This is a genomic window from Aquimixticola soesokkakensis (genome assembly GCF_900172375.1).
Classification (GTDB): Bacteria; Pseudomonadota; Alphaproteobacteria; order Rhodobacterales; family Rhodobacteraceae; genus Aquimixticola; species Aquimixticola soesokkakensis.
Genome location: NZ_FWFS01000012.1, coordinates 68,200 through 87,992, shown reverse-complemented (window position 1 = coordinate 87,992; position 19,793 = coordinate 68,200). Strand labels below are relative to the sequence as shown.

General features: G+C 62.5%; 16 protein-coding genes and 1 tRNA gene. 6 read left to right on the top strand and 11 right to left on the bottom strand.

Annotated features, from left to right (window positions below; translation table 11 throughout):
• Window positions 1-44: 44 nt before the first annotated feature.
• From AQS8620_RS15065 to AQS8620_RS15045, 5 genes are read right to left on the bottom strand one after another with little or no spacing between them, the layout of a single operon-like run.
• Window positions 45-1,214 carry a molybdopterin molybdotransferase MoeA gene (locus AQS8620_RS15065; protein WP_085837839.1) on the bottom strand — a complete coding sequence of 390 codons (1,170 nt, stop codon included), beginning with the start codon at window positions 1,212-1,214 and terminating at the stop codon, window positions 45-47.
• Window positions 1,211-1,696 (bottom strand): cyclic pyranopterin monophosphate synthase MoaC, encoded by a 486-nt coding sequence (gene moaC / locus AQS8620_RS15060; RefSeq protein WP_085837838.1) that lies wholly within the window; start codon window positions 1,694-1,696, stop codon window positions 1,211-1,213. The genes AQS8620_RS15065 and moaC overlap by 4 nt, the downstream gene beginning before the upstream one ends.
• Window positions 1,696-2,502, bottom strand: coding sequence for an indole-3-glycerol phosphate synthase TrpC (trpC, locus tag AQS8620_RS15055; protein WP_085837895.1), 807 nt, complete (start codon window positions 2,500-2,502; stop codon window positions 1,696-1,698). The genes moaC and trpC overlap by 1 nt, the downstream gene beginning before the upstream one ends.
• Before the next feature lie 54 nt (window positions 2,503-2,556).
• Window positions 2,557-3,573 carry an anthranilate phosphoribosyltransferase gene (gene trpD, locus AQS8620_RS15050; RefSeq protein ID WP_085837837.1) on the bottom strand — a complete coding sequence of 339 codons (1,017 nt, stop codon included), beginning with the start codon at window positions 3,571-3,573 and terminating at the stop codon, window positions 2,557-2,559.
• Window positions 3,570-4,154, bottom strand: coding sequence for an anthranilate synthase component II (locus tag AQS8620_RS15045; protein WP_085837894.1), 585 nt, complete (start codon window positions 4,152-4,154; stop codon window positions 3,570-3,572). The genes trpD and AQS8620_RS15045 overlap by 4 nt, the downstream gene beginning before the upstream one ends.
• A gap of 280 nt (window positions 4,155-4,434) precedes the next feature.
• Between AQS8620_RS15045 and AQS8620_RS15040 the strand changes: the two genes are divergently transcribed.
• Window positions 4,435-6,027: a divergent polysaccharide deacetylase family protein gene (locus tag AQS8620_RS15040; protein WP_085837836.1), complete on the top strand. Its 1,593-nt coding sequence runs from the start codon at window positions 4,435-4,437 to the stop codon at window positions 6,025-6,027.
• A 102-nt stretch (window positions 6,028-6,129) separates the two neighbouring features.
• Here the strand turns inward: AQS8620_RS15040 and trpE are convergent, their stop codons facing one another.
• The 6 genes from trpE to fabI all read right to left on the bottom strand — a co-directional run bounded on the left by trpE (window position 6,130) and on the right by fabI (window position 12,986).
• Window positions 6,130-7,644 carry an anthranilate synthase component I gene (gene trpE, locus AQS8620_RS15035; protein WP_085837835.1) on the bottom strand — a complete coding sequence of 505 codons (1,515 nt, stop codon included), beginning with the start codon at window positions 7,642-7,644 and terminating at the stop codon, window positions 6,130-6,132.
• 25 nt (window positions 7,645-7,669) lie between these two features.
• Complete coding sequence (locus AQS8620_RS15030; RefSeq protein ID WP_159453262.1) at window positions 7,670-9,523, bottom strand: SurA N-terminal domain-containing protein; 1,854 nt, start codon at window positions 9,521-9,523, stop codon at window positions 7,670-7,672.
• 89 nt (window positions 9,524-9,612) lie between these two features.
• Window positions 9,613-10,818 carry an aminotransferase gene (locus tag AQS8620_RS15025; RefSeq protein WP_370737896.1) on the bottom strand — a complete coding sequence of 402 codons (1,206 nt, stop codon included), beginning with the start codon at window positions 10,816-10,818 and terminating at the stop codon, window positions 9,613-9,615.
• Window positions 10,819-11,032: 214 nt separating this feature from the next.
• Window positions 11,033-11,536 carry a xanthine phosphoribosyltransferase gene (gpt, locus tag AQS8620_RS15020; protein ID WP_085837832.1) on the bottom strand — a complete coding sequence of 168 codons (504 nt, stop codon included), beginning with the start codon at window positions 11,534-11,536 and terminating at the stop codon, window positions 11,033-11,035.
• A gap of 25 nt (window positions 11,537-11,561) precedes the next feature.
• Window positions 11,562-12,176, bottom strand: coding sequence for a LysE family translocator (locus tag AQS8620_RS15015; protein ID WP_085837831.1), 615 nt, complete (start codon window positions 12,174-12,176; stop codon window positions 11,562-11,564).
• Between the two features lie 6 nt (window positions 12,177-12,182).
• Window positions 12,183-12,986 carry an enoyl-ACP reductase FabI gene (gene fabI, locus AQS8620_RS15010; RefSeq protein ID WP_085837893.1) on the bottom strand — a complete coding sequence of 268 codons (804 nt, stop codon included), beginning with the start codon at window positions 12,984-12,986 and terminating at the stop codon, window positions 12,183-12,185.
• 300 nt (window positions 12,987-13,286) lie between these two features.
• Here fabI and pdxH point away from each other — a divergent pair, with 300 nt between their 5' ends.
• From pdxH to AQS8620_RS14985, 5 genes are all read left to right on the top strand, one after another.
• A complete protein-coding gene (gene pdxH, locus AQS8620_RS15005) occupies window positions 13,287-13,892 on the top strand; it encodes a pyridoxamine 5'-phosphate oxidase (RefSeq protein WP_085837830.1) in 606 nt (201 codons plus the stop codon).
• A gap of 126 nt (window positions 13,893-14,018) precedes the next feature.
• Window positions 14,019-14,549, top strand: coding sequence for a cold-shock protein (locus AQS8620_RS15000; protein ID WP_085837829.1), 531 nt, complete (start codon window positions 14,019-14,021; stop codon window positions 14,547-14,549).
• Window positions 14,550-14,644: 95 nt separating this feature from the next.
• Window positions 14,645-15,091 (top strand): DUF192 domain-containing protein, encoded by a 447-nt coding sequence (locus tag AQS8620_RS14995; RefSeq protein ID WP_085837828.1) that lies wholly within the window; start codon window positions 14,645-14,647, stop codon window positions 15,089-15,091.
• Window positions 15,092-15,208: 117 nt separating this feature from the next.
• Window positions 15,209-15,285: transfer RNA gene (locus AQS8620_RS14990), tRNA-Pro, on the top strand.
• An 826-nt stretch (window positions 15,286-16,111) separates the two neighbouring features.
• A complete protein-coding gene (locus AQS8620_RS14985) occupies window positions 16,112-19,780 on the top strand; it encodes a vitamin B12-dependent ribonucleotide reductase (RefSeq protein ID WP_085837827.1) in 3,669 nt (1,222 codons plus the stop codon).
• Window positions 19,781-19,793: the final 13 nt, after the last annotated feature.

Below are 19,793 nucleotides of genomic sequence, written 5' to 3'. Positions count from 1 at the left end.
ATGAATGAAAGGTTAATTATTTGAGTTTGCGGCGTGTTCGCGCATTACAGCGGCAGAAAAGCGACACTGTCGCCGGCCCGTTTGGCGGGGTCATCCGCTGGGCGGATCAAAAGCGCGTTTGCTTCGCTCAGGATGCTCAACAGCGCGCTGTCCTGGCGCGCAAAGGGCGTGATCCTGTCGCCCTTGAGGCGGGCACGCATGTAATGGGCGCGCGGGCCGTTCGCGGGAAGGTCTTCGCCGAGAATGGCGCTCTGTTGGGGCGCAAGTGCCTCTAAACCCTGCATTTTGCGCAATGCCGGGGCCAGAAATATGAGGCCGCAGACCAGGGCTGACACCGGATTTCCGGGCAGGCCGATGAGGGGCGTTTCACCGATTTTTCCCGCCATCAGCGGCTTGCCCGGACGCATCGCGACTTTCCAGAAGGCGCGCTCGAGGCCGCGCGCGCTGGCCACGCGCCCGACGATATCATGGTCGCCAACGGAGGCTCCGCCAATCGTAACGATCACATCCGCACCCTGCGCGAGATCAAGCGCGGTGTTGAGCGAGGCCGGTGTGTCGCGCGCGATGGGCAGAAGCTGGGCGATGCCCCCGACTGCCTCGATTTGCGCCGCAAGGCCAAAGGCGTTGGAGGCGATGATTTGCGCAGGGTTCGGCACCTCGCCGGGCATGACCAATTCGTCGCCCGTTGCGATCAGCGCGACGCGCGGGCGGCGGTACACCGTGACCTGCGCGACATTCATCGCGGCCAGAAGCGCCAGCAGGGCAGGGGTGAGCAGACGCGGCGCTGCAAGGGGATCACCGGCTTTGAAATCAGCGCCTAGCGCGCGGACATAGGGTTGGGTGTCGTGGTCCGCCAGAAGTGTGATCGCATCGCCGTCGCGGGCTACATCTTCCTGTATGATCACGTGATCGGCACCGCGCGGCAAGGGCGCGCCGGTGAAAATGCGCACGGCTTGCCCCTCTGCAAGCGCGCCATCAAAGCCATGGCCCGCGGCGGCTTCGCCGATGACCTCAAAGCGCGCGCCTGCCGCTACCTCGCAGCCTCGCACCGCATAGCCATCCATCATCGCCGCGGCAAAGGGCGGCTGGTCGCGCGTTGCACTGGCGGTTTGTGCCAGAACGCGGCCATGCGCGGCCCGAAGCCCAACGGTTTCACAGGGCATCCGCGCCACAAGATCGAGGATACGGGCGCGGGCCTCCTCGACCGCGATCACGCGCGCGTCTCGCCACGATAGGGGCCGGATTTGCCGCCGTCTTTGCGCAACAGCCGCAGACCGGTGATTTCCATGCCCTTTTCCGCCGCCTTGAGCATGTCATAAACCGTGAGCGCCGCAACGGAGGCGGCTGTCAGGGCTTCCATTTCGACGCCGGTGCGGCCTGTGGTTTTCACTGTGGCGGTGATGCGCAGGCCCGGAAGACTGTCATCGGGGACCAGATCCAGCGTCACTTTGGAGATCGGCAGCGGGTGGCACAGGGGGATCAGATCGGCCGTGCGCTTGGCGCCCATAATGCCCGCCAGTCGCGCGACGCCGCAGACATCGCCTTTTTTTGCCGTTCCTTGGGTGATCAGCGCCAGCGTGTCGGCGCGCATCACCACGCAGGCTTCGGCAACGGCAAGCCGGTCGCTCACGTCCTTGTCGGACACATCGACCATATGCGCGTGGCCCTGCGCGTCGAAATGGGTCAGCTCAGCCATCAAAGCGATCCGGTGACAGGGTCTTTGAGCAAGATGCGGGTGGCGGTTTCCACATCGTCCTGACGCATCAGGCTTTCGCCGATCAGGAAACAGCGCGCGCCGTATTGCGCCATATCCGCGAGGTCTTGCGAGCTGCTCAGCCCGCTTTCGCAGACCAATGTCCGGTCGGCAGGCGCAAGCCGCGACAGGGTGCGGGTGGTGTCGAGCGAGGTCTCGAAGGTTTTGAGGTTGCGGTTGTTCACGCCCAGCAGCGGCGATTTCAACAGGGTCGCCCGTTCGAGTTCTTGCGCATCGTGGACCTCGATCAGCACATCCATGCCCCAGCCCAATGCCGCCTCTTCCAGTTCGAGGGCTTGGGAATCCTCGACAGAGGCCATGATGATGAGGATCGCATCGGCCCCCCAGGCACGCGCCTGCGCGACCTGATAGGGGTCGTACATGAAATCCTTGCGCAGGGCGGGCAGGGTGGTGGCGCTGCGCGCGGCGCTCAAAAATTCCGGCGCGCCCTGAAACGACGGCGTGTCGGTCAGCACGGACAAACAGGTCGCCCCCCCCGCCTCATAGGCTTTTGCAAGGGCGGCCGGGTCAAAGTCGGCGCGGATCAACCCTTTGGACGGAGACGCTTTTTTGACTTCGGCGATCAAACCGTACCCGCTGCGCGATGCGGTTTGGAGCGCTTGGGCAAAGCCGCGTGGTGCAGAGGCGTCGCGCGCTGCGGCCTCGACCTCGGCAAGGGGGATTTGCGCTTTTTGCGCCGCGACTTCGTCCAGCTTGTATGCTTTGATCTTGTCGAGAAAGGTGGTCATGGGCAGGCCTTGCGCAGTTGGGCCGCAAGCGGCCATCAGGAAGAATGAAAGAAGCTAGTGTCGGGCGGTGAGTTCGGCAAGCGCGGTCAGTTTGCCAAGGGCCGCGCCACTGTCGATGCTGTCTTTGGCCATGGCAACGCCTTCCTTGAGGTCGCTTGTCTTGTCGGCCACGATCAGCGCCGCTGCCGCATTCAACAAAACCGCATCGCGGTAGGCACCGGTCTGGCCCTCGAACAACGCGCGCATCGCGGCGGCGTTTTCGGCAGGGCTGCCGCCCAGAATGTCGCGCAAGCGGTGCACCGGCAGGCCGGCATCCTCGGGGTGAACGGTTTTCGAGGTGATCGTGCCGTTCTCAAGCGCGGCCACGGCGGTTTCGCCGGTGATGGTGATCTCGTCCGAGCCGTCCGAGCCGTGCACCAGCCAGGCCTTTTGCGAGCCAAGCTGTTGCAAGACCTCGGCCATCGGGAAAATCAGATCGATCGCAAAGGCACCGGTCAGCTGGCGCGTCACGCCGGCGGGGTTGGTGAGCGGGCCAAGGATGTTGAAAATCGTTTTGCAGCCCAATTCGGCACGCACGGGGCCGACATGTTTCATCGCCGGATGGTGCATGGGCGCCATCATAAAGCCGATGCCGATCTCGCGGATGGCCTCTTCGACCACATCCGTGCCCAACATCACATCGACCCCGAGCTGGCCAAGCGCATCGGCGGACCCCGATTTCGACGACAGGTTGCGGTTGCCGTGTTTGGCAATGGGCACGCCGGCACCGGCGACCACAAAGGCCGTTGCGGTGGAAATATTCAATGTTCCAAGCCCGTCACCGCCGGTGCCCACGATGTCCATCGCCCCCTCCGGCGCATGGACCGGCAGGCATTTGGCACGCATCACCTGCGTCGCGGCGGTATATTCGGACACGCTTTCGCCGCGCGCGCGCATCGCCATCAAGAAGCCGCCGATCTGGGCTTGGGTCGCGGCCCCTTCAAACAACAGGTCAAAGGCCTCGACGGCCTGCGCGCTGCTCAGCGGGCCTTCGGATGCGGCGAAAATCAGCGGTTTCATTTTGTCACTCATGCCGCTGTCTCCTTGGCGAGGGTCAGAAAGTTTTGCAGCATCGCATGACCGTGCTGCGAGCGAATGCTCTCGGGGTGGAATTGTACACCGTGGATCGGCAAGCTGCGGTGTTGCAGCCCCATGATCGTGCCATCTTCCAGCCATGCGGTGGGTTCGAGGCAGTCGGGCAGGCTCTCGCGCTCGACGATCAGCGAATGATAGCGCGTCGCATCAAAGGGCGAGGGCAGCCCGTGGAACAGGCCTTTGTTGGCGTGATGCATCGCGCCCATCTTGCCGTGCACAATTTCTTTGCAACGCGCAACGGTGCCGCCAAAGGCCTGACCGATGGACTGATGCCCCAGACAGACGCCCATCAAGGGGGTGCGCGTTTCAGCCGCCGCCAGGATCAGCGGCAGGCAGATGCCCGCGCTATCGGGGGTTCCAGGACCGGGGGACAATAAAATCATGTCCGGTTTCAAGGCCATAGCCGCCTGCACATCCAGCGCATCGTTGCGTTCGACCCGCACATCCGCGCCCAACTCGCCCAGATAATGCACGAGGTTATAGGTAAAGCTGTCGTAGTTATCGATGAGCAGGAGCATCGCGATCCCTTTCTCGCGCCCCCGTGACCAAGCGGTCGCGGGCCTGCGCTTTGTCCATGCCGTGTCCATGTCACGAAAGGGGATGAACCCGCTTCGCTGTCGGGCTATACATGTCCACGAGCAGAGCGTGAGGGTCAAGGGCACCCCTCGGATTTCACGCGGAATTTGCGCATCACAGGCAGGGCAGCGCAGGCGCGGGCCCCTGTCGGTGGCGGGCAGCGAGACAGTGGCGCAAATCAGGCCGTAACATAACGGTCCAAGCGCAAGCCGGAGGACGGATATGGCGAGCGGGATGATCTCAGGCCTTGTGTGGGGCGCAGTGGTGGGCGTGGTCGTCGGTGCGGTGGCCGATCAGGCGCTGCCGATCGTTCAGGTGACGCCCGCAGGGGCTCAGCGCGACGCGCAGCGCGCCCCCGATGCGACCGCGCAGACCGACACAGGTGCGCAAGAGCAAAGCCCGCAGGCGCCGGAGGCCCCCGAATCACCGCCCCTGTCGCTGGCGAACGACGCCGCGCAGGATCAAGCCGGCGACGCGGCGGGCGACGCGGCGAACAACAACGGGCCGGAGAACGCGCCGGAGAACGCGCCGGAGGATGCCCTCACAGCCCGCGATGTGGCCGCAGAGCCGTCGCGCTCGGCGGCGATGGAAACGGTCGACACCCCCGAACCACGCGATAGCGACATGCCCGAGATGCCGCAGGCCCCCGAGGCCGCGCCCGAGGTCGGTGCCGCCCCTGCGGACCCTGTCGCGCCCGTGCCCGACGCGGAGCCTGCGACCGGCGAACCGCTGGAACCGGTCCTTGCGACCCCGCAAGCCAGCGAACCTCCCCCCCCGGGCCTCGATACCGCGCCGCTGGTCGCAAGCGATGCGCCGCGCGCCCCCCAAGAGCCGCAACTCGCCCCTGAGGCGCAACCGCTCCCCGCGCAGACGCTCAGCGCAGGGGAGGGCGAAACGGCGCTCGACGCCAATGTTGCGGGCGACGCAGACCTGATGGAGACCCCCGCGCCGGCCGAGGCCGCTACCGCGCAGGACCAGCCCGCGCCACTCGAGCTTGCAGCCAAGCCCACGCTCGACCTGCAAGGCGACAGCCGTTTGGGCACGCAAGCATCCAGCGGTTTTGGCAATCTGGCCAGCAATGTGGTGACAGACCGCCTGCCTACTGTGTCGGCCCCGACAGAGACAGGGGCCGTTGACGGCGCAATCGGCGCTTTCGAGATGTTCCGCTCGGAGTGGCGCAATGTGTCGGGGCAACCGGATATGGCGGTGGTGTTGCTGGATACGGGCGACATGACCCTCACCTCCAGCCAACTGGCGGATCTGCCGTTTCCGGTGACCATGGCGGTCGACATCGCCGATCCGGACGCGCAAGCCCGCATGGCCGACTACCGCAACGCCGGTCTCGAAGTGCTGGCGCGCGTGGATATGCCCGATGGGGCATCGGCACAGGACGCAGCGATGGTGCTGGAACGCGCGCAGACCCTCGTGCCCGAGTCCTTGGGCTTTCTCGATGCGCCCTCGGGCAGCTATCAGGCCAACCGCCTCCTTGCCGAACAGATCGCCGCCACAGCCAAGCAATCGGGCCGCGCGCTTGTCACCTATGCGCGCGGGTTGAATGCGGTCATTCAGGAAGCGCAGCGCGCCGGTGTTCCCGCGGAAATCGTGTTTCGCGACTTTGACGGGGCCGGGCAGAATGTCGCCGCAATGAAACGCTTTCTGGATCAGGCGGCGTTTCGCGCGGGCACAGGCGAGCGGGTGATCATGATCGGTCGCCTCAAACCCGACACGCTCACCGCCTTGACCGAATGGGCCTTGGGCAACCGCGCCTCCACCGTGGCGATGGCACCGGTTTCCGCCGTCCTGAGCGACGACTGACCCCTGCGCGCCCGACAGGCGCCCCCTCTTGCGCGCGCCCGACAGGCGCGACAAAACGGGCGTGCAGATCACTCTGACACGCCCGTTTTGTCGCGACCTGACTTAGCGGTTGCCGTGGCGGGCAAATAGCCCGGCATCCTCGGCCGCCTTGCGGATCGCTTTGGATTTGTTGACGGTTTCCATGTACTCGGCTTCGGGGTCGCTGTCGTAGACCACACCGCCGCCCGCCTGAATGTAGAGCTTTTCGTCCTGCACGACCGCCGTGCGCAGCGCGATGCACATATCCATGTCGCCACCGGCGGAAAAATATCCCACACCGCCGCCGTAGACGCCGCGCTTTTCGGGTTCCAATTCGTCGATGATTTCCATCGCCCGCACTTTGGGCGCGCCCGATACGGTGCCTGCGGGCAGGCCCGACAACAGCGCCGACAGCGCGTCCTGATCCTCGGCCAGCTCGCCCACCACGTTGGACACGATGTGCATGACGTGACTGTAGCGCTCGATGATGAATTCTTCGGTCGGGCGCACGGTGCCGATTTTGGACACTTTGCCCGTATCGTTGCGCCCCAGATCCAGCAGCATCAAATGCTCGGCCAGTTCCTTTTTGTCCGACAAAAGATCCGCTTCCAGGGCGCGGTCCTCTTCGGGCGTGGCGCCGCGCGGACGGGTACCGGCGATGGGGCGAATGGTGACTTCGCCGTCAAAGACGCGCACCAGAATTTCGGGGCTGGCGCCGATCACCTGAAAGCCGCCGAAATTGAAAAAGAACATAAACGGCGAGGGGTTGGTGCGGCGCAACGAACGATAGAGCGCAAAGGGGGGCAGGCGGAATTCCTGACACCACCGCTGCGACGGCACCACCTGGAAAATATCCCCTGCGCGAATGTATTCTTTCGCCTTTTCAACGGCTTCTAGATAGGCGTCATGGGTGAAATTCGATGTCGGTTCGGCGGGCACATAGGCGTCGCCCAGATCATGGGAGGCATCGGCAGGCGCGCTGTCGAGGTCACGCAAAGCATCCATCACCCGCTCGGCGGCTTGGGCATAGGCCGCGCGCGCCGACAGGTTTGAGTCCACCCAAGCGGGGGAAACCACGCTCACCTCGCCTTTGACCCCGTCCAGAACCGCGACCACCGTCGGGCGGATCAGCATCGCATCGGGCAGGCCCAGCGGATCGGGATTCACGTTGGGCAGATGTTCGACCAAGCGGATCATGTCATAGCCCAGATAGCCAAACAGTCCCGCGCTGGCCGCAGGAAGATCGTCGGGCAGGGCGATGCGGCTTTGCGCAATCAGCGCGCGCAGCGAGGTCAGCGGATCGGCGTCACAGGCGACAAACCCGTCCTCGTCAAAGCGTGCCTGACGGTTGAGTTCGGCATGGGTGCCACGACAGCGCCAGATCAGATCGGGTTTGAGCCCGATGATCGAATAGCGCCCGCGCACCTCGCCGCCTGTCACCGATTCCAGCATGAAACTGTCTTTGCGCGCCGAAGCGAGCTTGAGCATGATGGAGACCGGCGTGTCGAGGTCGGCGGCAAGGCGGGTGTAAACCACCTGATTTTCGCCGCGCTCATATCCGGCGGCGAAAGTGTCGAAATCGGGGATGATCTGTGCCATTCGGGCGTCTTTCAGATAGGCCGCGTCAAAGCGCGTTGTGAACGGCGTTCACCGCCGCTTGGTTGATTTTGACGCCATATTGGTCGCGCAGATCGGTGGTGAATGCGTCCAGCAAGTCCTGTCCGAGGCTCTGGCTCAGGGTGTCGGACAAGGTGTCGCTCAAGGTCTGTGTCTCGGGCGTGTCCTCGGGCGCCCTCACCTGCGTCAGGGCGATCACGGCAACCGTTTCCTCCCCCGCCACGGTGGTGGCGGTGCCGACGGCAAGGGCCGGATCAAACAGCGCGTCAACCACACCTTCGGGGGCGGCATCGACAAAGCCCTGACGCCCGAGTGCCTCGAGCGGGCGCAGCGTCAGACTGGCGGTTTCGGCCAGGCTGGCAAGATCGGTGGTCTCGCTGACCTGATCCGCCAAAGCTTTTGCCTGCGCGCTCAGGGCGTTAAGGGTTTCGCGGGTTTCCCACGCGCTTTCGACCTGCGCGCGCACATCATCGAGCGGTTGCAATGCGGGCGGGGTGATTTCATCGAGGCGCAGGGCAAACATGCCCCCGTCGCTCAGCTGGATGACTTCGGGAAAGTCGCCCACCTGCGCGCTGCGCGCAGCCGATTGGAAATCGGCATAGCTGGCAATGCCCGTGTCCGACGCAGGCGTCCAGTCGATCTGGCCCAGTTCCATATCCGTGTCGTCGGCCAGTTCTTCCAACGTGGCCCCTGCGGCCAGTTCGTCGTTCACCCTGTCCATATCGCCCAGAATCTGGCGGCGGGCGGTATCGAGGGCAATATCGGCGGCGATTTCAGGGCGCGCCTCGTCGAAACTGGTGGTGGTGGCGGCCAGAATGCCGTTCACCCGGAACAGGGCAGGGCCAAGGTTGCTGTCGATGGGGCCCAGGGTGTCGCCGTTGGCGGCGGCAAAAACGCTGTCGCCCGCCGCGCCCAGATCGCTTTGCGCGACATCGCCAAGATCGGTGTCGGACAGTGCCAGACCGCGCTCGCTCACGACCTCTTCAAAGGTGACCTCGCCGCTGGCAATGCGATCCGCTGCGGCCTGCGCCTCATCGCCCGAGCCAAAGACCAGACGTTCGATCAACCGGCGTTCAGGTTGATTGTATTGGGAAATATTGTCGTCATAGACTTTGCGCAGCGCGTCCTCATTCAGGTCAACGCTGTCAACCAACATGTCCGGTGTCAGCCACGCATAGGTGATTTTGCGGGTCTCGGGCAGGGTGTAGGCGGCGGGATCTGCCTCATAGACGGCTTGCAGGGCGTCCGCGTCGGGGCTGCCGATCGGGGCGCTTAAATCGGCGGCGCTCAGCACCACCATCTCACCGGTGCGCGTTTCCGACAGCCAGTCGATCACGGTTGTCGTAAAGACCTGCGGCATGATCACACCGCTGGTTACGGCCCCTTGAATCAGGTTCGCGGCGATGCCTTCGCGCACCTCGTCTTCATAGGCGGAGGTCTTGATGCCCGCGCGCGACAGGGCGGCGCGGTAGCCTTCGGGATCGAAGGTGCCGTCAAGCCCCTGAAAGGCGGCGGTATTGACCACGTCCTGACGCACCTGTTCATCGCCTGCCGACAGGCCCAGACGTCGCGCGGCTTCCCGCACTGCCGCCGCGTCGATCAAGCGGTCAAGGACCGCGCCGGTCACGCCGAATTGTTCGGCCTGGGCGATGGTGAACTCTTGGCCGGTCTGCGCCTGCAAGGCTTGCAATTCCTGCTGCAGGGCATTGCCGTATTGGGTGGTGTCGATGTCGGTGTCCCCGACGCTGGCCACATTGCCGACATTTGCGCCGAAATTGGTTGCGCCAAAGCCGCCAAGCCCTACGACCAGAAGGACCATCAGCCCCCCATAGACGATTTTCGATCCAACTTTTGCGGCCATCATGCCCTCCCGACGTCCATCACGAACCCTGTCTCAAGTCCGGCAATGTCTATGCGGTCGGGGCGCTTGGGACAAGGTGAAAGCGCCCGCTACACCGAGAGAGCCGCGAGCCGCGCGAACAGCGTTGCGATCCCCGCAACATCGAGATTGGCAAAGGCCAGCCGCAGCTCCTGCGCCCCGTGCTTGTCACCCTTGGGGCGAAACATCGTGCCGGGCAGGCACAACACACCCGCGTCGCGCACCAGTTGCGGGGCCAATTGGTCGGCGGGGATGTCAAAGGGGTGGCGCAGATAGGCAAAATAGGCGCCACAGCCCAAAAGCGCCCAGCCTTTTGCCGCCAGATCCGCGAAGCCCGCTTCAATCGCGGCGCGGCGTTTCAGGATTTCATCCCGCTCGCCCGCAACCCAATCGCCCATATGCTGCATCCCGTAGAGCGCGCCATATTGCGCGATCTGGTTGGGGCAGATCGTCACCGTGTCGAGGTATTTTTCCACCTGCGCAAGCCGCTGGTCGCTGGCCACAATCGCGCCGACCCGATGGCCGGTCAATCTGTAGGCTTTTGAAAAGGAATAGAGCTGAATCAGCGTCTCGCCCCAGTCCTTTTGTTGGAAAACTGCATGCGGCGCTTCGTCGCGACTGTCGAAATCGCGGTAGGTTTCATCCACGACAAGCGCCAGATCGCGCTCCTTGGCGAGGGCATAGAACATGTCCACCAGCTTGGGCGGATATTCCACCCCTGCAGGGTTATTGGGCGTTACCAGCACAATCGCGCGGGTGCGCGGCGTGATGTGGCGCGCGCAGCCTTCGATGGTGGGGAGCATGTCGTCGCCTGTTGCAATCGGCACCGCTTTGACGCCGTTCATGTCACACCACATTTTGTGGTTGAAATACCAAGGCACAGGCATCAGCACCTCGTCGCCGTGCCCCGCAATCGTCGCCATCACCGCGGCAAAGGCCTCGTTGCAGCCGGAGGTGATCGCGACCTCCTCGGGGCGCACCGGCCCGCGATAGGCCACGGACCACTGGCGGGCCACTTCGGCCCGCAAGGCAGGCAAACCCAGCACCGGCCCGTAAAGATGCGCCTCATCGACCTCAAGGGCCACCCGCGCCATTTCCGCGCGCAAGGCATGGGGGGGCGGCGCGACGGGGGCCGCTTGGCTGACGTTGATCAGCGGGCGTTCCGGCGTAAAGGTGACCCCCTCCAGCCAGCGCCGCGCCTCCATGACGGGCGGTGCGGCGGTCTGCGCCATTGCAGGGTTCAACGGGTCAAGCGGCTCTTGTGCAAACAGGCTCACGCGGGTCGTCCTTTCGGCTGGGTCTTTGGGTAAACCTAGGCCCGCAGGCAGCCCGCTTCAATCGCCTCGCGGGCAGGAAAGCCAAAAGCCGCGCAGTCCCCCGCGCGGCTTTTCGTCTTATGTGTCTGCCGTTGTCTTCGGCGCTGTGCCTGGCGTTGTGTCTGGCGTTGTGTCGGGCGTTGTGTCTGGCGGGCCGCTTTGCGCTGTCGCAGGCTCAATCCTTGCCGCGATAGGGCTGCACGTATTGCAAAGCCATATCCCAGGGGAAGAAAATCCACGTATCTTGCGACACTTCGGTGATGAAGGTGTCCACCTGCGGGCGGCCCTTGGGTTTGGCGTAAACGGTGGCAAAATGCGCTTTGGGATACATGTCGCGCACCAGTTCCAGCGTTTTTCCGCTGTCCACGAGGTCGTCGATTACCAGAATGCCGGTGCCATCGCCCATCATCTGCGCATCGGGCGATTTCAATACCTTGGCTTCGGATTGATCCTGATGGTCATAGCTTTTCACCGAGATCGTATCGACAGTGCGCACGTCCAGTTCGCGGGCGATGATCATCGCGGGGGCCATGCCGCCGCGCGTGATCGCCACAATCGCGCGCCATGCGCCGTCATCGGGGCCGCGCCCGTCAAGCCGCCACGCCAGCGCGCGGCTGTCACGGTGGATTTGATCCCAGCTGATGTGAAAGCCTTTTTCATGCGGCAGGCGGTCGGTCATGGCAGTCTCCAGTGAGCAGGCGAATTTAAGTGAGGGCGATCTTGAGGCCGAACAGCCCGATAAGTCCACCCAAAGTGCGGTCGACCCAGCGCTTCATGCGGGCATAGCCCGCGCGCGCCGGAGCAAAGGAAAAGACACGGGCAACGAAAACATACCACAGCGTCTCGTTGAGGGTAATAACGGCCAGAAGGGCCGCAAGCACCGGCACAGGCGTGTCGGCGGGCACAAGCCCCGCAAAGACCGCGCCGAAAAACACCGCCGGTTTGGGATTGGCAAGCTGCGTCACCAACCCCAGCCGCAGCGCGGAGATCAGGGAACGCGGCGCGGCGAGGGCGCTGACGGGGGGCAGGGCGTCGCTGGCGTGGCGGATGGTTTTATAGGCAACCACGATCAGAAACACGCCGCCCGCGATTTTGAAGGCGCTAAAGGTCGCGGGCAGTACGTTGAACAGCAAGGCAAGGCCGAACAATGCGGCCAGGGCCCAGATCAACGCGCCCAGACCATAGGCCACCGCAAGGCCAAGCGCAGGGCGAAACCCCTCCGCCGCGGCGGTGCGCACCGAGACGACGAAAGACGGCCCCGGTGACATCGCGGCGACGAAATGCAGCGCAACAATCGACAAAAAGACGCCGAGCGACATGCGCGCTTAGTCTTTGGTGATATCGGGCGCGTCGACGGCTTTCATGCCGACAACGTGGTAGCCTGCATCGACGTGGTGGGTTTCGCCCGTCACGCCCGCGCTCAGATCCGACAGAAGATACAGGGCCGAGCCGCCGACATCGTCGATGGTCACATTGCGGCGCAGCGGCGAGTTATACTCGTTCCATTTCATGATGTAGCGGAAATCACCGATGCCCGAGGCCGCGAGGGTTTTGATCGGACCGGCGGAAATCGAGTTCACGCGGATGCGGTCTTTGCCCAGATCCTCGGCGAGGTAGCGCACAGAGGCCTCAAGCGCCGCCTTGGCCACGCCCATGACGTTGTAATGGGGCATGATGCGTTCGGCGCCGTAGTAGGTCATGGTCAGCATCGAGCCGCCATCGCTCATCAGAGCTGCGGCGCGTTTGGCCACGGCGGTGAAGGAATAGACCGAAATGTCCATCGTGAGGTTGAAGTTGGCGCGCGAGGTATCGACATAGCGCCCGCGCAACTCGTTCTTGTCCGAAAAGCCGATGGCGTGGACGATAAAGTCGATTTTGCCCCATTTCGCCTCGATGTCACCAAAGAGCGCGTCGATGGAGGCTTCATCCGACACATCGCATTCGATCAGAAAGTCGGACCCGAGTTTTTCCGCCAGCGGAAAGACGCGCTTTTTCAGCTGTTCGCCCTGATAGGAAAAGGCGAGTTCCGCGCCGTGTTCGGCCAAGGCCTTGGCAATGCCCCATGCGATTGATTTGTCATTGGCAAGGCCCATGATAAGGCCACGTTTGCCGTCCATCAGTTTTGTCATTGAATGTCCCTCGACCACGCTTTTCGTCACGTCCGCTGTGCGCCGTGCCATCTTGGACCGATGCTTTAGGGGGTTTGGCGTGGCGCATCAAGTCTTGCCGAGGGGGGCAGGGCGGTCGCGGGTGCTGTCGTAACTTGTGGTTGACGTTAGGGTAGGTTTGTGGCGGGTACTGTGGCAAGTCCGCCGGTCCGGTTGCGCGGCGGGGTGTTCACGAAATCGTGGGCTTGGCCATCCCTCACGTCAGGCTTGAAGTAGCGCACCGGTGCCTGTAGCGCCGACAACTTGATCTAGGAGACGCCAATGGGCATGGGAAAAGGCATATTTGCAGGGGAAGACCCCTTTGTGATCGCCCGGCGCTGGCTGGACGAGGCGCGCGAGACCGAGCCGTCCGACCCGGACGCCGCCGCCCTTGCCACGGTCGATGACAGCGGCCTGCCGAATGTGCGCATCGTGTTGATGCGCGCCATCACCGATGAGAGCTTTGGCTTTTTCACCAATTATAACAGTGCCAAAGGTCAGGAGCTGGACAGCGCGGGCAAAGCGGCGCTTGTGTTCCACTGGAAAACGCTGCAACGCCAGATCCGTGTGCGCGGGGTGGTAACGCGCGCCACGGCGCAGGCCTCGGATGACTATTACCAGTCGCGCGCTTTGGGCAGCCGCATCGGGGCCTGGGCCTCCGAGCAGTCCCAACCGCTCCACAGTCGCGCCACATTGATGGAGAAAGTTGCAAAGGCGGGCGTGCATCACGGATTGTCCCCCAAGCGACCGCCTTTCTGGGGCGGCTATGTGATCCGCCCGCACGAGATCGAATTTTGGGCTGCGGGCGAGTTCAGGTTGCACGATCGCTTCCGTTGGCGGCGTGAAACCGAGGCCGCGACATGGCAAATCGAGCGGCTAAATCCATGACATTCGCGCTTCGTGAATGGCAACATGTTGAAAAAGATAGGTTCAGGCGGCTTGCATGTCCCGTCGAGGTGTCTCACTTTCGCGCACAGGAAAGAGCGCAAGCTACAAGCGCCGGCAAGGAATAACATGGAAGACGAAGTACCCTCCAAGACCATCAGTGGTCATGTTAAGTGGTTTGATCCTGCCCGTGGTTTTGGGTTCGTGGTTGCTGACAGTGGCGGCCCCGATATTTTGCTGCACGCGAATGTGCTTCGTAATTTTGGCCAGAGTTCTGTGGCTGATTCCGCCGGTATCGATCTGGCGGTTCAAGAGACCACGCGCGGGATTCAAGCCATCGAGGTGCTGGCCATCCGCCCGCCCGAGAACGTCGAGGGTCCTGCTCTCGAAGATTTGGCCCCCCTCGAGGACAGCGGTCTTGATGCACCGCTCGAACCGGCGCGGGTCAAATGGTTCGACAAGGGCAAGGGCTTCGGCTTTGCCAATGTCTTCGGGCGCCCCGAAGATGTGTTTGTGCATATCGAAGTGCTGCGCCGCTCGGGACTTGCGGATTTGTTGCCCGGTGAGGCGATCGGTCTGCGGGTGATTGACGGCAAACGCGGTCGCATGGCGGCGCAGGTCCTGTCATGGGATACGGCGCTGCGCGACGACGAACTGTGAGCATAGGCGGGCAGGGATCACGCGCTGCGCGCCGCTCTGCCCGCGCTGCGCTTATGGGGAACGCCCCCCGGCGGGCTGCGCTGTGGTGCGGCTTTATGTGTGTCGCGCTTTTTGCGGCACGTCCCGCCTTTGCGCTCGACTGCGCCCTGGACCGCGTGGAGCTGCGCGGCGATTTCGGGGCGCTATCGTTCCAGATCGAGATCGCCGATGACGCAAGCGAGCGCGCACAGGGCCTGATGAACCGCGACAGTCTGGCGCGCGGGGCGGGCATGCTGTTTCTTTACCAAACGCCGCAGCGCGTGGCGTTCTGGATGGAAAATACCCTGATTCCGCTCGACATGATTTTTGTCGATGCAGCGGGGGTGATCACCCGCATCCATGAAAATGCCGTGCCGCTGGATCGCACCCCGATTGCGGGCGGCGACAGCGTGCGGGCGGTGTTGGAAATCAACGCAGGCTTGTCGCAGCGCTACGGGTTTGCGGTGGGGGACGAGCTTCATCATCCGGCCTTTGGTCCCACTGCGGCGTGGCCCTGTACCTAAGCCCCAAAAGCCGCAAGCCTGCGTCTCTGGGGCGGGTGGCAGAAAACCGCAGCCGTGCCAGAAACAACCCGCAATACCCCTTTCCATGCCGCGCGTTTCCCGTTAGGACAGCCTCGTCGGGGCGTAGCGCAGTCTGGTAGCGCATCTGGTTTGGGACCAGAGGGTCGTAGGTTCGAATCCTATCGCCCCGACCATTTCACCAACCTGTTCACCAAAATTTTGACGCGCTGCACTGTGCCCTGCTGCATCGGTGCACCTGCGCCTTGAGCACGGGGAAAGACGGCCTCTCTTGGCGCTGATCCCCGATGGCGGTCCCATATATCGACAGAAGAGCCGCGCTGACCCGCTATATCTGGCGGCGTCTCGTCTCTGAGGGCCAAAAAACGAATCGCGCTCTGGTTGCGCTGTTGCAGATTTGTTGTGGCCGGCCAAAGTCCCTTTTTTCTCTCATATGACGCTTTTGTGGCGGTCCGGCATGTCGTGAGACGGTCTTGTGAATTGTTTTTACGGGGTTTTCTGCGGGCGGTGGCGGCGCTGGCGCAAAACTGGACACTACATATAGAGGGTGGTCGAAAATCGGGCACAGCTGAACTTGCGTGCCAGAACCATACATTTTTATACACCCAAGTTGTCCACAACTGTTGATAAGTCGGATGCGCAACGCGGTGGAATACCTTTGAAACAAAGGAGTTTCTTTCCTGCGTTAACCTTCTCGAATCGAGGGGCTCTGTGGGTCAAATCGGTCAACCTGAAAAAGCTTTCCAAACCCCTAATTTCGGCGTTGACCTGCGGTGGTCTCACGCTGCACATTGTGGGAGGCAAGCAGAATGCTACTACATGTTGTTGTTCCTGCCGGAAAGCGAACTAGACCCATCTCCAAGTGAGTCGCCACAGACCCTGTGGTGCGCGCTTTGCCATTCGGCAAAGCGGTAAGGGGCTGCGCCGTTCTGGCCGGGATCCAAAAGAGTCACCAGTGCATTGCGGTGCGCGGATTGAACAGAAAACCAGAGGCGACGTCGGATGAAGATCGAACGCAAATTTACCACGGCAGGGCAGGACGCTTACGCCGAGATCGAGTTTACAACCACGTCCTCGGAGATCCGCAATCCTGATGGCACGATCGTGTTCAAACTCGACGATTGCGAGATTCCGCGCGACTGGAGCCAAGTGGCCTCTGACGTGATCGCCCAGAAATATTTTCGCAAGGCGGGCGTGCCGGCCGCGTTGAAAAAGGTCCGTGAAAAGGGCGTGCCCGCGTTCTTGTGGCGCTCGGTTGCCGATGAGGATGTGTTGGCAAAACTCCCCCAAGCCGACCGCTTTGGCGGCGAAAGCTCGGCCAAGCAGGTCTTTGACCGTTTGGCCGGCGCCTGGTGCTATTGGGGCTGGAAGGGCGGCTATTTCACCACCGAAGCCGACGCAAAGGCCTATTACGACGAAATGCGCTTTATGCTGGCGCGCCAGATGGCCGCGCCCAATTCGCCGCAATGGTTCAACACCGGCCTGCACTGGGCCTATGGCATCGACGGCCCCGGCCAGGGTCACTACTATGTCGATTTCAAATCGGGTGAGTTGACGCGCTCCGCTTCGGCCTATGAGCATCCCCAGCCCCATGCCTGTTTCATCCAATCCGTTGCCGACGATCTGGTGGGTGATGGCGGCATCATGGACCTTTGGGTGCGTGAGGCGCGTCTGTTCAAATACGGCTCGGGCACGGGCACCAACTTTTCCAGCCTGCGGGGCGCGAATGAGGCGCTGTCGGGGGGCGGTAAATCCTCGGGCCTCATGGGCTTTTTGAAAATCGGTGACCGTGCGGCGGGCGCGATCAAGTCGGGCGGCACCACGCGGCGCGCCGCCAAGATGGTGATCTGCGACATGGATCACCCCGATATCGAGGAATTCGTGAACTGGAAGGTGATCGAAGAGCAAAAAGTGGCGTCCATCGTCGCGGGCTCCAAGATGCACGAACGCCAGCTTAACGAGATTTTCGATGCCATCGGCACATGGGACGGCAAAGAGGTCGATGCTTTCGATCCGTCGAAAAACGCAGCGCTGAAAGCGGCGATCAAATCCGCAAAACAGGTCTGCATCCCCGAAACCTACGTCAAGCGCGTGCTGGATTACGCCAAGCAGGGCTACGCCAAGATCGAATTCCCCACCTATGATACCGATTGGGATAGCGAAGCCTATGCCTCCGTGTCGGGCCAGAATTCGAACAACTCGGTGCGCGTCACCGATGCGTTTCTCAAGGCCGTCAAAGACGACAGCGAATGGGAGTTGATCAAACGCACCGACGGCACCGTGGCCAAGACCGTCAAGGCGCGCGATCTGTGGGAACAGGTCGGGCATGCTGCCTGGGCCTGCGCCGATCCGGGCATCCAGTTCCACGATACGGTCAATGCCTGGCATACCTGCCCCGAAGACGGTCAGATCCGCGGCTCGAACCCCTGTTCGGAATATATGTTCCTCGACGATACGGCCTGTAACCTGGCGTCGATGAACCTGCTGACCTTCCTGAGCGACGGCAAATTCCTGTCCGAACACTACATGCATGCGACACGCCTCTGGACGCTGACCCTGGAAATTTCGGTCACCATGGCGCAGTTCCCCTCCAGGGAAATCGCGCAGCGCTCCTATGATTTCCGCACGCTGGGTCTGGGCTATGCCAACATCGGCGGCTTGCTGATGAACCTCGGGTTCAGCTACGACAGCCGCGAGGGCCGCGCCCTGACCGGTGCGCTGACCGCCATCATGACCGGTGTTTCCTATGCGACCTCGGCTGAAATTGCCGGCGAACTGGGCGCTTTCGTCAAATTCGACAAGAACCGCGACCACATGCTGCGCGTCATTCGCAACCACCGCACTGCCGCCTATGGCAAGGCGACCGGCTATGAGGGGCTGGATGTCAAACCCGTGCCGCTCGATCACGCCGGTTGCCCCGACATCGAACTGGTAGAGCTGGCGAAATCTGCCTGGGACGAAGCGCTGACCCTTGGCGAGACCCACGGGTTTCGCAACGCGCAAGTGTCGGTGATCGCCCCCACGGGCACCATCGGTCTGGTGATGGATTGCGACACCACGGGCATCGAGCCGGATTTTGCACTGGTGAAATTCAAGAAGCTCGCAGGCGGTGGCTATTTCAAGATCATCAACCGCTCCGTACCCGCCGCTCTGGAAAAACTGGGCTATGCGTCGAACGAGATCGAGGAGATCGTGGCCTATGCGGTGGGTCACGGCACGCTCGGGAATGCGCCCGGAATCACCCATGCCTCGCTGATCGGCCATGGTTTTGGTCAGGCCCAGATCGACAAGATCGAAGCGGCGCTGCCCTCGGCTTTCGATATCCGCTTTGTGTTCAACCAATGGACGCTGGGGGCGGAATTTTGCACCGGCACGCTGGGCATCCCGGCCGCCAAGCTGAACGATCCGGCCTTTGACCTGCTGCGTCACCTCGGTTTTAGCAACAAGGACATCGCGGCCGCCAACGACCACGTTTGCGGCACCATGACCCTCGAAGGCGCGCCCTTTTTGAAAACCGAACATTACGCGGTCTTTGACTGTGCCAATGCCTGCGGGAAAAAAGGCAAGCGGTATCTGTCGGTTGAAAGCCACATTACCATGATGGCGGCCGCGCAGTCGTTCATCTCGGGGGCGATTTCCAAGACGATCAACATGCCCAACGACGCGACCGTCGAGGACTGTAAGGCCGCCTATGAACTAAGCTGGTCGCTCGGGATCAAAGCCAACGCGCTCTATCGCGACGGCTCCAAACTCAGCCAGCCGCTGGCGTCGGCCCTGATCGAGGACGACGAAGAGGCCGAGCAAATCCTTGCCACGGGGTCGGCGCAGGAAAAAGCCGCTGTGATCGCCGAGAAGATCATCGAGAAAGTGATCATCAAGGAAGTGGCGCGGGGCCGTGAAAAGCTGCCCGAGCGGCGCAAGGGCTACACGCAAAAGGCCATTGTGGGCGGTCACAAGGTCTATCTGCGCACGGGCGAATACCAGGACGGTAACCTTGGCGAGATTTTCATCGACATGCACAAGGAAGGCGCGGGCTTTCGGGCGATGATGAACAACTTCGCCATCGCGGTGTCGGTCGGTCTTCAATACGGTGTGCCGCTCGAAGAGTTCGTCGATGCCTTTACCTTCACCAAATTCGAACCCGCCGGGATGGTGCAGGGCAACGACAGCATCAAGAATGCGACCTCGATCCTGGACTACATCTTCCGCGAACTGGCCGTGTCCTATCTGGACCGCACCGATCTGGCGCATGTCAAACCAACGGGCGCTGCCTTTGACGATCTGGGGCGTGGCGAGGAAGAAGGGCTGTCCAACGTCAAAACGCCCTCCGAGGCGGCCAGCGTGAAGTCGATCGAAGTCCTCAAACAGATTTCCTCCACGGGCTACCTGCGCAAGCGGATGCCGCAGGAACTGGTGTTGCTGCAAGGGGGCGCAACGGTTGCTCTGAAGGACGTTGACGCCGCGACCGCCCTGCAAACGCTCGTCCCGCAGGCCAAGGCCAAACCGGCCACCTCATCGGCGGCTGTGACCACCGGTCTTGACGCGCGGGTGAAGGCAAAAATGCAGGGCTATGAAGGCGATCCCTGCGGGGAATGCGGCAACTACACGCTGGTGCGCAACGGCACCTGCATGAAGTGCAACACCTGCGGCGGCACCTCGGGCTGCTCGTAAAGAAAGAAGACGA

Coding starts and splice junctions, on each gene's coding strand:
- moaC (WP_085837838.1), bottom strand. CDS start 1,696: ATGGCTGAGCTGACCCATTTCGACGCGCAGGGCCACGCGCATATGGTC.
- AQS8620_RS15030 (WP_159453262.1), bottom strand. CDS start 9,523: ATGGCCGCAAAAGTTGGATCGAAAATCGTCTATGGGGGGCTGATGGTC.
- AQS8620_RS15040 (WP_085837836.1), top strand. CDS start 4,435: ATGGCGAGCGGGATGATCTCAGGCCTTGTGTGGGGCGCAGTGGTGGGC.
- trpD (WP_085837837.1), bottom strand. CDS start 3,573: ATGAGTGACAAAATGAAACCGCTGATTTTCGCCGCATCCGAAGGCCCG.
- AQS8620_RS15015 (WP_085837831.1), bottom strand. CDS start 12,176: ATGTCGCTCGGCGTCTTTTTGTCGATTGTTGCGCTGCATTTCGTCGCC.
- AQS8620_RS14985 (WP_085837827.1), top strand. CDS start 16,112: ATGAAGATCGAACGCAAATTTACCACGGCAGGGCAGGACGCTTACGCC.
- trpC (WP_085837895.1), bottom strand. CDS start 2,502: ATGACCACCTTTCTCGACAAGATCAAAGCATACAAGCTGGACGAAGTC.
- gpt (WP_085837832.1), bottom strand. CDS start 11,536: ATGACCGACCGCCTGCCGCATGAAAAAGGCTTTCACATCAGCTGGGAT.
- fabI (WP_085837893.1), bottom strand. CDS start 12,986: ATGACAAAACTGATGGACGGCAAACGTGGCCTTATCATGGGCCTTGCC.
- AQS8620_RS14995 (WP_085837828.1), top strand. CDS start 14,645: ATGTGTGTCGCGCTTTTTGCGGCACGTCCCGCCTTTGCGCTCGACTGC.
- AQS8620_RS15045 (WP_085837894.1), bottom strand. CDS start 4,154: ATGCTCCTGCTCATCGATAACTACGACAGCTTTACCTATAACCTCGTG.
- AQS8620_RS15000 (WP_085837829.1), top strand. CDS start 14,019: ATGGAAGACGAAGTACCCTCCAAGACCATCAGTGGTCATGTTAAGTGG.
- trpE (WP_085837835.1), bottom strand. CDS start 7,644: ATGGCACAGATCATCCCCGATTTCGACACTTTCGCCGCCGGATATGAG.
- pdxH (WP_085837830.1), top strand. CDS start 13,287: ATGGGCATGGGAAAAGGCATATTTGCAGGGGAAGACCCCTTTGTGATC.